Here is a 14,617-nt window from a genome sequence, read left to right on the forward strand (position 1 = left end):
ATCGAGCCGCTTTATCTATGACCGAATCACTGCTCGCCGACTTAGCCCAACAGATCAAAATTTGGGGCAGAGAACTGGGCTTCCAACAAGTGGGTATTACCGATTGCCAGCTGGAGGAGGAAGGGGAACGCCTGCGCGCCTGGATTGATGCGGGCTATCAGGCTGATATGGACTGGATGGGCGCTCACGGTGAGAAACGCTGGCGCCCCGAATTATTGGAGCCGGGAACACTGCGGGTAATCAGCGTGCGTCTGGACTACCTGCCGCCGGACACCCAGCCGATTAAAGTGTTGAAGGATTCGAGTAAGGCCTATGTATCCCGCTATGCGAATGGCCGCGATTACCATAAGTTGATCCGCAAACGCCTGGCCAATCTATCAAAGCAAATTGATACCTATTGCGCCGAGCGGGGCATTGAATCGAAAGGTCGGGCTTTTACCGACAGCGCCCCGGTAATGGAGAAGGCCCTGGCAGCCAAGGCCGGCCTGGGCTGGATTGGTAAAAATACGCTGGTACTGAATTCGACCGCCGGCTCTTACTTTTTCCTCGGCGAAATCTACACCAACTTGCCACTCCCCATAGATATCAGCGAGGAGCATGATCAGTGTGGCGACTGTGTCGCCTGCCTCAGGGTTTGCCCCACCGATGCCTTTATCGATGACCGCACCCTGGATGCGCGGCGCTGCATCTCCTACCTCACCATTGAAAACAAAGGCCCAATCCCTGAGGAATTTCGCGAGCCCATCGGCAACCGAATATACGGCTGCGACGACTGCCAAATAGTGTGTCCTTGGAATAAGTTCGCCAAGCCCACCAAGGAAAAAGATTTTCATCCCCGACACGGACTGGACAATGGTGAGCTATTGAAGTTGTTTACCTGGAGCGAAGAGGAGTTCCTGCGCAAGACTGAAGGTTCGGCGATTCGCCGAATCGGCCACGAGCGCTGGCTGCGCAACCTAGCTGTAGCCCTGGGCAATGGGGAGGCCACGCCCGAAGTCATCAACACCCTGGAGAGTGCGCGCGTCGACGCCACGCCCCTGGTTCTGGAGCATATCGATTGGGCGCTGGAGCGGTTGCGCAGCGGGCGCAGGCGCAAGCGTAAAATCAAACGCAAGCCCGCTGGCTAATCGGGAGTGGGGGTCAGAGGCGGAAAAAAGTCTCGCGGTAGTGGCGCAATTCCTCAATAGAATCGCGGATATCGTCGAGCGCCAAATGGCTGCTGTGTTTTTTAACTCCATCCAAAACCTCTGGGCGCCAGCGACGAGCCAATTCCTTCACCGAGCTGACATCCAGGTTGCGATAGTGGAAATAGGATTCCAACTCCGGCATATATTTCACCAGGAAGCGGCGATCCTGGCCGATAGAGTTGCCACACATGGGAGATGCTCCCTCAGGGACCCACTGCCGCAAGAACTCCAGGGTCTCCCTTTCCGCATCCCGTTCGGAAATACTGGACTCTTTAACCCGCGTTACCAGCCCGGAACCACCGTGCTGTTCCGTATTCCATTCATCCATTGCATCTAGCAAGGCATCGCTTTGGTGGATGACCATTGAGGGACCCTCGGCGAGAATCTCCAGGCGTGAATCCGTCACGATTGTGGCAATTTCAATAATGCGCTCTTTGTCCGGATTCAGGCCTGTCATCTCCAGGTCAATCCAGATCAGGTTGTTCTGATCCACAACGGGTCTCCTCAAACTTTCCGCGCAAGTTACCGCAACTACCCTGCAATAGCTATAATCCGCCGCTAGTCTCCAGGTGCTAGTGCATGAGTAAACGCAAATTAAATCGCCGCCAACAGTGGCGTATCAACAAAATCCAGCAGGAACGCGAAGCCCGCGCCCGCAAGCGCGAGCAATCTGCCGAAGAGGCCCTGGAAGAGGGGCAACTGGAGCAGGAACAGATCGGCCTGGTTATCGCCAACTATGGCACACAGGTTTTAGTGGAGAGCGAGAGTGATCCGAGCCTGCGCCAGCGCTGCCATTTGCGCGCCAATATCGAAACCCTGGTGACCGGCGATCGCGTTGCCTGGCACCCTGCCAGCGAAGACAGCGATGGGGGCATTGGTGTTATCGGCGCGCGCCTGCCGCGCAATTCCGAGCTGCAAAGACCCGATCGCTACGGCGACCTCAAAACTGTCGCAGCCAATATCGATCGCATATTGATCGTTATCGCCCCTTACCCCGAACCTTTTGCCAATGCCATCGACCGCTACCTGGTAGCCGCAGAGACCACCGGCATAGCACCCATGCTGCTGCTCAACAAAACCGACCTGATTGATGAACGCAATCACGATTCATTGGAGGAGCTACTCGCCCCCTACCCGGAGCTCGGCTATCCGGTTTTACGGTTATCCACCAAAACTGGCGAGGGCCTGCCGGAGCTGCTGGAAACCCTTGCGCAAGGATGTAGCGTTTTTGTAGGGCAGTCCGGAGTAGGCAAGTCATCCCTGGTCAACGCACTGCTTCCCAGTGCCGGCGCCCGCACCGGTGCTCTGTCAGAGGCAACCCAAAAGGGGACTCACACCACCACTGCGGCGGAACTGTTTCACCTGCCCAGTGGGGGTGATCTGATAGACTCCCCCGGGATTCGCGAGTTTGGACTCTGGCATATGGAGGAGTCCGCCCTATTGGAAGGTTTTGTCGAATTCCGACCATTTATCGGGCACTGCCGCTTTCGCGACTGCCGCCATCAGGGCGAACCCGGTTGCGCTATCCAAGAGGCACTGACCGATGGAAAAATTAGCGAGCGCCGCATGAATAGTTTTCTGCATTTGCGCAACAGCCTGGAATCGGAGAACAAGTTTTGAAACTGATCATCGAAGCGGATGAGCTCGCGACTCAGCTTGAGCGCGAAGAACTGCTGATTGTAGACCTCAGCTCACCCCACAATTACCTCAACGGCCATATCCCAGGAGCCGTTCACATGCCGTTCCAGGCGCTGGTGGCTGGCACCGCGCCCGCACCGGGAAAACTGCCCGGTATCGAACAGCTGACCCAAGTGTTTCAAGCTATTGGCTTGAAGCCGGAACAACATGTGGTCGCCTGTGACGACGAGGGCGGTGGTTGGGCTGGGCGCTTTTTGTGGACCCTGGAAATGATAGGCCACCGCAATTACAGCTACTTGAATGGTGGCATGTTGGCCTGGCGAGGTGCCGGCCTTCCTCTCACTACCGAGGCTCCAGATATCGAGCCAAGTGATATTCAAATCACAGTCAACAGCACAGCTGCAATGGACGCCCAGCAAATCCAGGATCAACTGGGCAATGATGAATTCCTAGTTTGGGATGCTCGCTCACCCCAGGAATATCGCGGTGAGCGGGTCCTGGCCATGAAGGGCGGTCATATACCGGGAGCAATCAATTGCGAGTGGACCCAATTGATGGATCCGCAAAAAGATCTGCGCATTAGATCGGATGCCCGCGAATTCCTCGCTGCACAGGGAATTGATAGCTCACACAAGATTGTCACCCACTGCCAGAGCCATCACCGCTCCGCTTTTACCTGGTTAGTGGGCAAGTCCCTGGGCTTGGATATTCGCGCTTATCCAGGCTCCTGGAGTGAGTGGGGCAATTTGCCCAATACTCCGGTACAGCAGTAGATACATTGAGAAAAGACGTAGATTTATGAACCCTAAACTTTTTGCCGCCCTGCAATACCTAACGCCGCAACACGCACTCTCCCGCGCTGCCGGCTGGTTGGCGAATACAGAGCTCAAGTGGATCAAAGATCCTTTCACCCGCTGGTTTGTTGAGAAGTACGGCGTGGATATGCAGGAGGCCAAAGAGAGCGACTGCACTGCCTACCGCACCTTCAATGAATTCTTTACCCGCGAGCTGGTAGACGGAGCCCGCCCCATTATCGAAGGGCAACACACCCTCGCCAGCCCTGCCGACGGCGCCATCAGCCAGCTGGGCCAGATCCATAACGGCCGTATTTTCCAGGCTAAAGGTCACGACTACAGCTTGGTGGAACTGGTGGGCGGTGATCCCAAGGTAGCGGCGCAATTTAATGACGGGCACTTCGCCACTGTGTATCTGTCACCGAAGGATTATCACCGTGTGCATATGCCCATGGCCGGCACCCTGCGCAGCATGACCTATGTGCCCGGACAACTCTTCTCTGTAAATACGGTAACTGCAGAAAACGTTCCGCGCCTGTTCGCGCGCAATGAGCGTCTGGTCTGCGTATTCGATACAGAAGCCGGCCCTATGGCAATGATCCTGGTGGGTGCGATGATTGTCGCCGGTATCGAAACCGTTTGGGCCGGACAAGTCGCTCCTATCCAGCGTAAAGTCATCAACACAGATTATCTGGAAAAGGCACCTGTCCACCTGGAGAAAGGTGAGGAGATGGGACGCTTTAAGCTGGGCTCTACCGTCATCATGCTATTTGGCGCAGACCAGGTGAGCTGGCTCGACCAGCTGGAAGCCGAGTCGCCCGTGCGCATGGGTGAGCATTTCGGTAATTTGTTATCCGGCAAGGACTGATATTAGTAAGGAGAGGCGGCAGTTTTAACTGCCACCTCTGAAAAAGGGAGGTTATTTTGTCAGGCGCGTCAGCAGCTGCCCCAGTCGGCCACCGCGGAATAAATAATTGTCGCGAATATTCGCCGCATCCACCTGGGGGTAAGCTCCGGGTTCTATATCCCTGAGGATACTGACCTTTTCCTCGACACTCATCTTGCCACGCTCGATAAGCTTCTGTTCTCGATCCTCAACTTCAGCTAAGTCACACAGGCGAGGCTTGCTGAGCGTCTGTTTTTGCCCATCGAGAACAATCATTACCTTTGGTCGCAAGCGCCGGTCGTAGGTCTGTTCCACGACCACGCCGACTTCTCCGGTGGACAACTCTACCTGAGTACCCGTGGGATAGAGGCCAATAGCCTGAATGAACTCCACTACCAACTGTTCCTGGTAGGCAATACCCCGCAGGTCATATAACTTGGCAACTGCCCGGGATGGCGCTACCGGCTCACTGGAACCTCTTGGGTTAGTGGCTTCATCATAGAAAGTCACTATTCCGCACATGCGCGCCAACACTGAAATCCTGTCACCGCGCAAGCCCTCAGGGTAACCACTACCATCATGACGCTCGCAGTGGGCACTAATGACTTCGATAACCTTCGGATCTATTTGTGGGTCTGCCGACAGCATCTTGACGCTATGCTGCACAAACTTTCGATACTCTAATTCACTGCGCGGATCGCGCTGCTTCATCTGCAGCACTTCCCCGTCGATAGCCAGCTTGCCTACATCCTTCAGCAGAGTAGCCACCCCGAGCTTTAGTAAATCACTGCGTGAAAGACCGATATGGCGGCCGAATAGCACCGCCCAAATACTGGCACGTACCGAGTGACTATAAGTGTGCTCATCCTTATCTCGTACACGGGCCAGCCAGGCAAACGCATCGGGACTGCGCAGCACACTTTCTACTAAATCCTCAACGACTTGGTTGACCTGCTGTACCGGTATGGGCCTGTTGTTAGCAACAAGCCCCATCACTTCACTCATACCATAGAGGATCTGGCCGTGAAGCTTGCGCGCGTTACTGGCTTCTCGCTGCGCCGGCTGCGGAGGGGGGTATTTTTTATGGGAAACAGTGACAGGCTTACAAGGGATAGTGACCGCTGTGCGGCCAGAAGAACGACCCCTTGCGGAAGTGTCGCTGCCTCCGAGCAATCGACGCAGGGTAACACCGGCACTACCGACAGTTTTGTGTATATCGACATAAACAAACCGGCAGTATTTCTGTAGCTGGCGGATTTCTTCCAAATCGCGGATATAAAAACCCTGCAGCGCAAATGGGGTTCGTGTCCAAGGCCGGTCAAGCTTGGAGACGAACATGCCGCGCTGTAAATCACCGACAGAAATTTTTGCTTGTTCGATTGCCACTGGGGAAGGTGCCGACAACTGTAGTTAACGCTAAAACGCTGCCCTGAAAGACCCCGTGGCGTAAGATCCTCGGTCCTCTGGGCAAGCTCACCTTTATATCATGGAGAGATATTAAGGTTCACCCGCCCAAAGTGAGACTGTATTCACAGACTCAGAGATCAGTGGCTAGTTTAGGCGTGATATTGGGCTGACAGCTCTACCACAGCTTCAATCATGGCTCCGGCATGTTTGGGATCTACCTTCGGGGTAATTCCGTGACCTAAATTGAAAACGTGGCCACTACCTTGACCAAAAGACTTCAAAACAGCCGCCACTTCTGTGCGAATTCGTTCGGGACTCGCATAGAGAACAGCAGGGTCCAAGTTGCCTTGCAGAGCCACCTTGTCTCCCACTCGGGCGCGGGCGCTGCCAATGTCTGTAGTCCAATCCAAGCCCAGGGCGTCAGCGCCAGTATCAGCCATTGCTTCCAACCACTGACCGCCTCCCTTAGTGAACAGGATGGCCGGCACTCGACGACCGTCGACTTCTTTAATTAGCCCCTGGAGAATTCTCTGCATATATTTCAGGGAGAATTCACGGTAAGCACTGTGGCTGAGTGCCCCGCCCCAGGTATCAAAGATCTGTACGGCCTGGGCTCCAGCGCGAATCTGGGCGTTCAGGTAATCGGTAATAGAGTCGGCCAGCACCGTGAGTAACTGGTGCATCAGCTCAGGGCGGTTGTAGAGCATTTCCTTACAGCGGGCAAAATCCTTGCTGGAGCCACCTTCAACCATATAAGTCGCCAGCGTCCAGGGGCTGCCGGAGAAGCCGATAAGCGGCACGCGACCATTCAACTCGCGGCGGATGGTGGACACGGCATTCATCACATAGTCCAAATCCTTTTCGCTGTTCACCACTTCCAGGGCTTCGATATCGGCCGCCGTGCGCAGGGGCTTGTGGAACTTCGGGCCCTCTCCTTCAGAGAAGTAGAGGCCCAGGCCCATGGCATCGGGAATAGTCAGGATATCGGAAAACAGAATGGCGGCGTCTAGCGGGTAGCGCTCCAGGGGTTGCAGCGTTACCTCACAGGCCAGTTCGGTATTGCGGCACAAATCCATAAAGCTGCCCGCTTCGGCGCGGCTGGCTCGATATTCCGGCAGGTAGCGCCCCGCCTGTCGCATCATCCACACAGGCGTTCGATCCACTGGCTGGCGCAGCAGGGCGCGAAGAAAGCGGTCGTTTTTCAATTCGGACGGTTTGGTATCAGACATAGGCACACCGAGCGGGCTAAAAAAACGGGCATTGTACAGGGGCTTGGCCGCTATACACAGGGTGGCAAAGATATTGCGAGGTGCCTATTGGGACTGGCACAAATGTGCACGGAATAATTGGGCAGTGAGGGACCCTGCCCCCACTGCAAATCAGAAACGACTAAATATCCAGGTAATCGAGAATACCTTCACCGGCTTGGCGCCCTTCCCAGATAGCTGTCACTACCAGGTCCGAGCCGCGCACCATATCGCCGCCGGCAAAAACCTTCTCATTGGAGGTCTGGAATTTGTATTTTTGTTTTTCTGGAGCGACGACACCACCCCAGTCGGCAACTTCAATATTGTGCTGCGGAAACCACTCTGCCGGGCTGGGACGGAAGCCAAAGGCCACCAGAACGATATCCGCCGGGATAATTTCTTCAGAACCGGGCACCACCTGAGGGCGACGGCGGCCGTTTTCATCGGGCTCACCGAGCTCCGTAGTGACCACTTTAACCCCGGCCACCTTGCCATCCCCAACGATCTCAACCGGCTGGCGATTGAACAGGAACTGTACGCCCTCTTCCTTTGCATTGGCCACTTCCCGACGCGAGCCAGGCATATTTTCCTCATCGCGGCGATAGGCACAGGTTACGCTCTTAGCGCCCAATCGAATCGAGCTACGGTTACAGTCCATGGCGGTATCACCACCACCGAGAACCACCACGCGCTTGCCCTCAACCGAAACAAATTCGGAAGCATCGCGCTCCCAGCCCATATTGCGATTTACGTTGGCAATCAGGAATGGCAAAGCATCGTGAACACCGGGCAAATCTTCACCGGGGAAGCCACCTCTCATGTAGTTGTAAGTGCCCATCCCCATAAAGACAGCATCGTAGTCATTGAGCAGCTGCTCAAAACTGATGTCCTTACCCACCTCAGTATTGAGACAGAACTCAACGCCCATCTCAGTAAACACTTCCCGGCGCTGCTGCATTACCGACTTCTCCAGCTTGAACTCGGGAATACCAAAGGTAATCAGGCCGCCAATTTCCGGGTGCTTGTCGAACACCACCGGCTGCACGCCGTTGCGCACCAAAATATCAGCGCAGCCCAGACCCGCCGGGCCGGCACCAATCACCGCCACTCGCTTGCCCGTTTTCTCAACATGACTTAAGTCTGGACGCCAACCCAGGGCGAAGGCTGTATCAGTAATGTACTTTTCCGCATTGCCGATGGTGACCGCACCAAAGCCATCATTGAGGGTACATGCGCCCTCACAGAGACGGTCCTGAGGACAAACCCGGCCACAGACTTCCGGCAGGGTATTGGTTTCGTGGCAGAGTTCGGCTGCCTCAATAACATTGCCCTCGCTGATCAACTTCAACCAGTTGGGAATGTAGTTGTGTACCGGGCACTTCCATTCGCAATAGGGGTTGCCACAATCCAGGCAGCGGTGCGCCTGGCTGGCCACCTGCCGCTCACTGAACGGCTCATAAATTTCAACAAACTCGCCGGTGCGGGTGATGATGTCCTTCTTCGGCGGATCGATGCGACTTACGTCGATAAACTGGAAGTCATTGTTCAGTCTGTCTTTCATACTGTTTCTCCACCCCGCCTTTATTCGCCGCGCTTGCGCACGTCGGAAAGAAGATCTGCAAGGCTCGCCGCCTTTGGTTTAACCAGCCAGAAACGGCTCAAGTAATCATCGAAGTTATCCAATAACTCGGCGCCCCAGGTGCTCTGGGTCTCCGCCGCATACTCTTCGATAACTTCGCGCAGGTGACTCTGGTGTGGCTCGAGAATTTCGCTGCTGATTCGGCGCAGCTCGATCAACTCATGGTTGCAGCGATCAAAGAAATCCCGCTCCATATCCAGGACATAGGCGAAGCCACCGGTCATACCGGCGCCGAAGTTAAATCCGGTGCGCCCGAGAACCGCGACCATACCCCCGGTCATATATTCACAGCAGTGATCTCCCGCCCCTTCGACTACCGCAAAGGCACCGGAGTTGCGCACAGCGAAGCGCTCACCGGCACAGCCCGCCGCAAATAACTTGCCACCCGTGGCGCCGTAGAGACAGGTATTGCCGACAATACTGGTTTCCTGGGAGGCGAACGAGCTACCTTGCGGCGGTCGTATAACCAGCTTGCCGCCAGCCATACCTTTACCCACATAGTCGTTGGCATCGCCATCCAGGTACATTTCCAGACCACCGGCATTCCACACGCCGAATGACTGGCCGGCGACCCCTTTGAGGCGCAGTTTCACCGGAGCTTCAACCATGCCCTGGTTACCGTAGCGCTTGGCGATCTCACCAGACAGACGCGCACCTAAGGATCGGTCACAGTTGGTCACGTCGTAGCTGAACTCGCCACCTTTAAAGCCTTCGATGGTCGGCAGGATATCCGCCACCATCCGCTCCGCCAGTTCGCCCTTATCCCACGGATCATTGGTCGCGGACTGACAGGTTTGCGGCTTGCTGTCCAACAGCTCATCCGTATGCAACAGAGGCGCGAGATCCAGCTTTTTCTGTTTGTCAGTTTCGCCATCCAGTACGCGCAGCAAATCCACACGCCCCACCAGATCCTCCAGGGTCCGCACGCCCAGACGCGCCATCCACTCGCGGGTCTCCTCGGCGACAAAACGGAAGAAGTTCATCGCCATTTCTGCGGTGCCGATATAGTGCTCGTCACGCAGGTCCTTCTTCTGGGTGGCGATACCGGTGGCACAGTTATTCAAGTGGCAGATGCGCAGATACTTACAGCCGATCGCCACCATGGGTGCCGTACCAAAGCCGAAGCTCTCGGCACCGAGAATTGCCGCCTTGATCACATCGAGGCCGGTTTTCAGACCCCCATCGGTTTGTACCCGAACCTTGCCGCGCAGATCATTGGCACGCAGGGTCTGGTGGGTTTCCGCCAATCCCAGCTCCCAGGGCGACCCGGCATAGCGAATCGAGGTTATTGGGCTCGCCGCTGTGCCGCCGTCGTAGCCGGAGATGGTGATCAAATCCGCATAGGCTTTGGCAACACCCGCTGCAATAGTGCCAACCCCAGGCCGCGATACCAGTTTTACCGATACCAAGGCAACGGGATTTACCTGTTTAAGGTCGTAGATCAGCTGCGCCAAATCCTCGATAGAATAGATATCGTGATGGGGCGGCGGGGAAATCAGGGTCACACCGGGCACCGAATAGCGCAGCCGCGCGATCAGTTCGTTGACCTTGCCACCGGGCAGCTGACCGCCTTCACCGGGCTTGGCGCCCTGGGCTACCTTAATTTGCAATACCTCGGCATTTACCAGGTAGTGCGGTGTTACGCCAAAACGACCGGAGGCAATTTGCTTAATCTTGGAAACTTTATCAGTGCCAAAACGGGCTGGATCTTCACCGCCCTCGCCACTGTTTGAACGCCCACCCAGGCGATTCATCGCTTGGGCCAGAGACTCATGGGCTTCGGGGGACAGGGCCCCCAGTGACATGGCCGCCGTATCAAAGCGACGCAAAATCTGCTCTGCCGGCTCCACGTCTTCCAGAGCTACCGGTTCGATGTTCTCCTTGAAGTCCAGCATATCCCGCAATGTCGCCACGGGGCGCTGGTTAACCAGCTCCGCGTAGTCCCGCCACGCGGCATAGTCACCGGTACTGGCAGCGCGCCGCAGGGTAGTCACCACATCCGGGTTAAATGCGTGATACTCCTGGCCGTAGACAAACTTGTGCAGGCCGCCGGGGGAAACAGGTTTGCGGGCTTTCCAGGCTATATCGGCACGGGCCGCCATATCGGCTTGCAGTTCAGGGAAGCCGGCACCTTCGATGCGAGTGGGCGCTCCGGGGAAACACAGATCCACCACATCCTTGGAAATCCCCACCAGCTCGAACAGCAGTGCGCCGCGATAAGAGGCAACGGTGGAAATGCCCATCTTGGACAGGATCTTTAACAGGCCCTTGATAATGCCGTTACGGTAATTTTTCTGCGCCTCAGCGGCATCCAGCAGCAATTCACCGGTATCGATCAGGTGATTGATAATGCTGTAGGAGAAATACGGGTGTACTGCGGTGGCACCGACGCCGACCAAACAGGCCAACTGATGCGCATCTCGGGCGCTGGCAGTATCCACCACAACATTGGAATCACAGCGCAAGCCCGCATGTACCAGGTGGTGGTGCACCGCGCCTGTCGCCAGCAAAGCATCGATGGGCAGGTGCCCCTCGCGAATGTCGCGATCGGACAACACTACAATCACAGCCCCCGCCCTCACTGAAGCCTCAACTTTGGCGCAGAGCTGTTCAATCGCCGATTTGAGATCCTGTTCAGCGGGGTCGTAGTTCAGATCGAAGATCTCCGCTTCGAAGCCCGGGCGATCAAGGGATAACAGTGCCGTGTACTTCATATGGGAAAGTACTGGCGAAGACAGGATTACCCGGTCCGCGTGCTCGGGAGTTTCCTCAAATACTGATTTCTCTCGACCCAGGCAGGTCTCCAGAGACATCACCACGGTTTCCCGCAGGGGGTCAATTGGCGGGTTGGTTACCTGGGCAAACTGCTGGCGGAAGTAGTCGTAGAGCGAGCGGTTGTAACGGGACAAAACCGCCATCGGCGTATCATCGCCCATTGAACCGACCGCTTCCTGGCCCGCCTCAGCCATGGGCCGGACGACTTTATCGCGCTCTTCCAGGGAGGAGCTGAACAGCTTTTGGTAAACCTTGAATTGCTGGTGGGAGAAGTTGTTGTCCACCGGCGCAGTAACCAGAGTAGAGCGGATACGGCGTGCTTTATCCTTGAGCCAACGCTTATAGGGCTGTGCCCGCTTGAGCATATTATCGATGTCAGCGGTGTGGTAGAGCTTACCCTCTTGGGTGTCCACCGACAGCATCTGCCCCGGTCCAAGGCGGCCCTTAGCCACAACATCTTCAGGGGCATAGTCGTACACGCCCACTTCGGATGCCACAGTGATCAGGTCATCCTTGGTAATCACCCAGCGCGAGGGGCGCAAGCCGTTGCGGTCCAGGGTACACACGGCATAGCGGCCATCCGTCATCACCAATCCAGCCGGCCCATCCCAGGGCTCCATATGCATGGAGATATATTCGTAAAAAGCGCGCAGGTCCGCATCCATTCCTTCAACATTTTGCCAGGCCGGTGGCACTAGCATGCGCACGGCCCGGTGCAGCTCCATGCCGCCCGCCAACAGCATCTCCAGCATGTTGTCCAGGCTGGAGGAGTCGGAACCCTCACGGTTAACCAGGGGCACCAGCTCATTCAGCTCTGGAATCAGGTCAGTGGCAAATTTACTGGTGCGGGCAACAGACCAGTTGCGGTTGCCGGTAATAGTGTTGATCTCACCATTGTGCGCCAGCAAGCGAAATGGCTGGGCCAGGGGCCAGCGGGGCATGGTGTTGGTAGAGAAGCGCTGGTGGAAAACACAGATCGCGGTTTCCAGGCGCGGGTCGGCCAGTTCTGGGAAAAACTTGGGCAGATCAGCCGGAATCATCAGACCCTTGTAGGAGAGGACACTGGTTGAAAGGCTGGCGATATAGACTTCGCTACTTAAGCGCAACTCGGCTTTGCGACGGGCCACATAGAGACGGGCATTGAATTTCGCCTCGCCGAGGGGCTCGTCTGCATTGTTGATCAGCAACTGCTCAAAGTGTGGCAGGCAATCCCGGGCAATAGGGCCCAGGCATTCCGGGTTCGTCGGTACGGTGCGCCAGCCGACGGTCTTTAGGCCCTGAGCTTGCAACTCAGTTTCGATAATTTTGCGGGCTTTATCGGCTTCGGCTTGATCCAGTGGGAGCATGATTGATCCCACTGCGTAGGTTGCTGTCAGCTCAGCACCAAACAGGGTCTTGGCTTCTGCGCGGAGGAAAGCATCCGGCTTTTGCAGCAAAAGACCGCAACCATCACCGGTTTTACCATCGGCGGCAATACCACCCCGGTGGGTCATGCAAGTGAGGGATTCAATGGCCGTCTGCACTAATTTGTGACTTGCCACACCGTGCAAATGAGCGATCAGACCAAAACCGCAGTTGTCCTTAAACTCATCCAACTGATACAGACTGCTACCCATAGAATTCCTCGTCGCTATCGATTGGGGGACCACTGGCGCTTAAAAAAAGAAGTGCCTGTTATGGGCGAATGTCACTTTAAGCTTCGCGCTACGCTCTCCTGCGGTCCCTTGGAAAAAGATCCCGAGATAAAAAAAGCCCTCTGCTGGGGCTTTTTTTGTTGTTATTGGCGGTTTTTTGCCCCGCCTTTCCTTTCGGGGGGGCGCAATATTACTTGTCCAACACTACATTTTCAACTTTTAGCAGTGTATTAGTCTGTCAAATCAAACAAAACCAAACTTATCTTCTAGCAGCTACCCTTTCTGGTACTCAGTCCTATTTTTTAGACAATAAGAGCAGGGTTATCACTCGGCACCACAGTTTTTCAGTGCATTTATAATCATTTTTCTGGGGGTATCATCGACAATAATTGCTTCTCCCAGCGCCTTTAGCAGTACCAAACGCAATTTTCCGTCCAGCACCTTCTTATCCACCTGCATTACTTGGAGGAATTCATCGGTTGTCATACCTTGCGGTGCCTGCTGCGGCAAATCAGCCGCCTCTAGCATCACTCGCAACCGCTCCACCAGCTCTGCATCGATATCTCCGCGCAACCTGGATAACTCCAGCGCCATAACCATGCCGGCGGCAACGGCCTCACCGTGTAACCAACTGCCATACCCCTGCACTGCCTCAATGGCGTGGCCGAAGGTGTGGCCAAGATTCAGTATCGCCCTACGACCACTCTCGCGCTCATCACTGGCAACAACATCTGCCTTGTCGGCGCAGCAGCGCTCAATAGCGTAAGCCAGTGCTGCGGGCTCCCTCATTAATAACTTTTGTAAATTCTCCTCGATCCATTCGAAGAATGGGCTGTCACAGATCAATCCGTATTTAATGACCTCGGCAAGGCCTGCGGAAAATTCACGTGCAGGCAATGTGGCAAGGGTATCGGTATCCGCAAGGACAAGGCGGGGCTGGTGGAAGGCGCCAATCATATTTTTACCAAGGGGATGGTTAACGCCGGTCTTTCCCCCAACAGAGGAGTCAACCAAAGACAGCAGGGTAGTCGGTACCTGGATAAAGTTAACCCCGCGCTGATAACAGGCTGCAGCAAAACCGCACATATCCCCAACAACACCACCGCCCAACGCGATTAGTGTCGTAGTGCGGTTGTGGCGCTTTTCCAGCAGCACCTCAAAAATTCGATTCACTGTGTCGAGTGATTTGAAAGCTTCACCATCGGGAAGCTCGACAACATCCACTTTATCGAGCCCCTTTAGCCCCCCCAATAATGTCGCCAAATAAAGAGGAGCAATAGTTTCATTGGTAACAATGCAAACTTGCCGGCCTTTAATGTAAGGGAAGATATATTGCGGGTCACCGAGCAAACCTGAACCAATAATTATCGGATAACTACGCTCGCCGAGTTCTACGTTAAGGCTTTGCAT

The 14,617-nt window shown here is 55.4% G+C and carries 10 protein-coding genes; 4 read left to right on the forward strand and 6 right to left on the reverse strand.

Annotated features, from left to right (window positions below):
- The first annotated feature begins 17 nt into the window (after positions 1-17).
- Positions 18-1,127 (forward strand): tRNA epoxyqueuosine(34) reductase QueG, encoded by a 1,110-nt coding sequence (gene queG, locus ACJJIN_RS16455; RefSeq protein ID WP_444895439.1) that lies wholly within the window; start codon positions 18-20, stop codon positions 1,125-1,127.
- A 13-nt stretch (positions 1,128-1,140) separates the two neighbouring features.
- On the opposite strand, the gene orn is transcribed toward queG, so the two are convergent.
- The gene (orn, locus tag ACJJIN_RS16460) at positions 1,141-1,680 is read right to left on the reverse strand and encodes an oligoribonuclease (protein WP_108731440.1); all 540 of its coding nucleotides are present in this window, start codon (positions 1,678-1,680) and stop codon (positions 1,141-1,143) included.
- A gap of 86 nt (positions 1,681-1,766) precedes the next feature.
- Here orn and rsgA point away from each other — a divergent pair, with 86 nt between their 5' ends.
- The 3 genes from rsgA to asd are packed head-to-tail and all read left to right on the forward strand — an operon-like array spanning position 1,767 to position 4,487.
- A complete protein-coding gene (gene rsgA, locus ACJJIN_RS16465; protein WP_444895440.1) occupies positions 1,767-2,807 on the forward strand; it encodes a small ribosomal subunit biogenesis GTPase RsgA in 1,041 nt (346 codons plus the stop codon).
- Positions 2,804-3,598 carry a sulfurtransferase gene (locus tag ACJJIN_RS16470; protein WP_444895441.1) on the forward strand — a complete coding sequence of 265 codons (795 nt, stop codon included), beginning with the start codon at positions 2,804-2,806 and terminating at the stop codon, positions 3,596-3,598. The genes rsgA and ACJJIN_RS16470 overlap by 4 nt, the downstream gene beginning before the upstream one ends.
- Before the next feature lie 25 nt (positions 3,599-3,623).
- Positions 3,624-4,487: an archaetidylserine decarboxylase gene (gene asd / locus ACJJIN_RS16475; RefSeq protein WP_444892592.1), complete on the forward strand. Its 864-nt coding sequence runs from the start codon at positions 3,624-3,626 to the stop codon at positions 4,485-4,487.
- 51 nt (positions 4,488-4,538) lie between these two features.
- Here asd and ACJJIN_RS16480 read toward each other — a convergent pair whose 3' ends face one another.
- From ACJJIN_RS16480 to aroB, 5 genes are all read right to left on the reverse strand, one after another.
- Positions 4,539-5,891: a cyclic di-GMP phosphodiesterase gene (locus tag ACJJIN_RS16480; protein ID WP_444895442.1), complete on the reverse strand. Its 1,353-nt coding sequence runs from the start codon at positions 5,889-5,891 to the stop codon at positions 4,539-4,541.
- Positions 5,892-6,061: 170 nt separating this feature from the next.
- Entirely contained in the window at positions 6,062-7,141 is a 1,080-nt protein-coding gene (gene hemE / locus ACJJIN_RS16485) for a uroporphyrinogen decarboxylase (RefSeq protein ID WP_444895443.1), read from the reverse strand.
- Positions 7,142-7,301: 160 nt separating this feature from the next.
- Positions 7,302-8,720 carry a glutamate synthase small subunit GltD family protein gene (locus ACJJIN_RS16490; RefSeq protein WP_282930294.1) on the reverse strand — a complete coding sequence of 473 codons (1,419 nt, stop codon included), beginning with the start codon at positions 8,718-8,720 and terminating at the stop codon, positions 7,302-7,304.
- Between the two features lie 20 nt (positions 8,721-8,740).
- Complete coding sequence (gene gltB, locus ACJJIN_RS16495) at positions 8,741-13,189, reverse strand: glutamate synthase large subunit (protein WP_444895444.1); 4,449 nt, start codon at positions 13,187-13,189, stop codon at positions 8,741-8,743.
- A gap of 342 nt (positions 13,190-13,531) precedes the next feature.
- Complete coding sequence (aroB, locus tag ACJJIN_RS16500) at positions 13,532-14,617, reverse strand: 3-dehydroquinate synthase (protein WP_444895445.1); 1,086 nt, start codon at positions 14,615-14,617, stop codon at positions 13,532-13,534.

The sequence above is a fragment of the Microbulbifer maximicatervae (SeqCode) genome, from assembly GCF_052467505.1.

Bases quoted from the DNA above. Each gene is read 5' to 3' on its own strand.
- queG (WP_444895439.1), top strand. From the start codon at position 18: ATGACCGAATCACTGCTCGCCGACTTAGCCCAACAGATCAAAATTTGG.
- rsgA (WP_444895440.1), top strand. From the start codon at position 1,767: ATGAGTAAACGCAAATTAAATCGCCGCCAACAGTGGCGTATCAACAAA.
- asd (WP_444892592.1), top strand. From the start codon at position 3,624: ATGAACCCTAAACTTTTTGCCGCCCTGCAATACCTAACGCCGCAACAC.
- hemE (WP_444895443.1), bottom strand. From the start codon at position 7,141: ATGTCTGATACCAAACCGTCCGAATTGAAAAACGACCGCTTTCTTCGC.
- ACJJIN_RS16490 (WP_282930294.1), bottom strand. From the start codon at position 8,720: ATGAAAGACAGACTGAACAATGACTTCCAGTTTATCGACGTAAGTCGC.
- gltB (WP_444895444.1), bottom strand. From the start codon at position 13,189: ATGGGTAGCAGTCTGTATCAGTTGGATGAGTTTAAGGACAACTGCGGT.
- aroB (WP_444895445.1), bottom strand. From the start codon at position 14,617: ATGCAAAGCCTTAACGTAGAACTCGGCGAGCGTAGTTATCCGATAATT.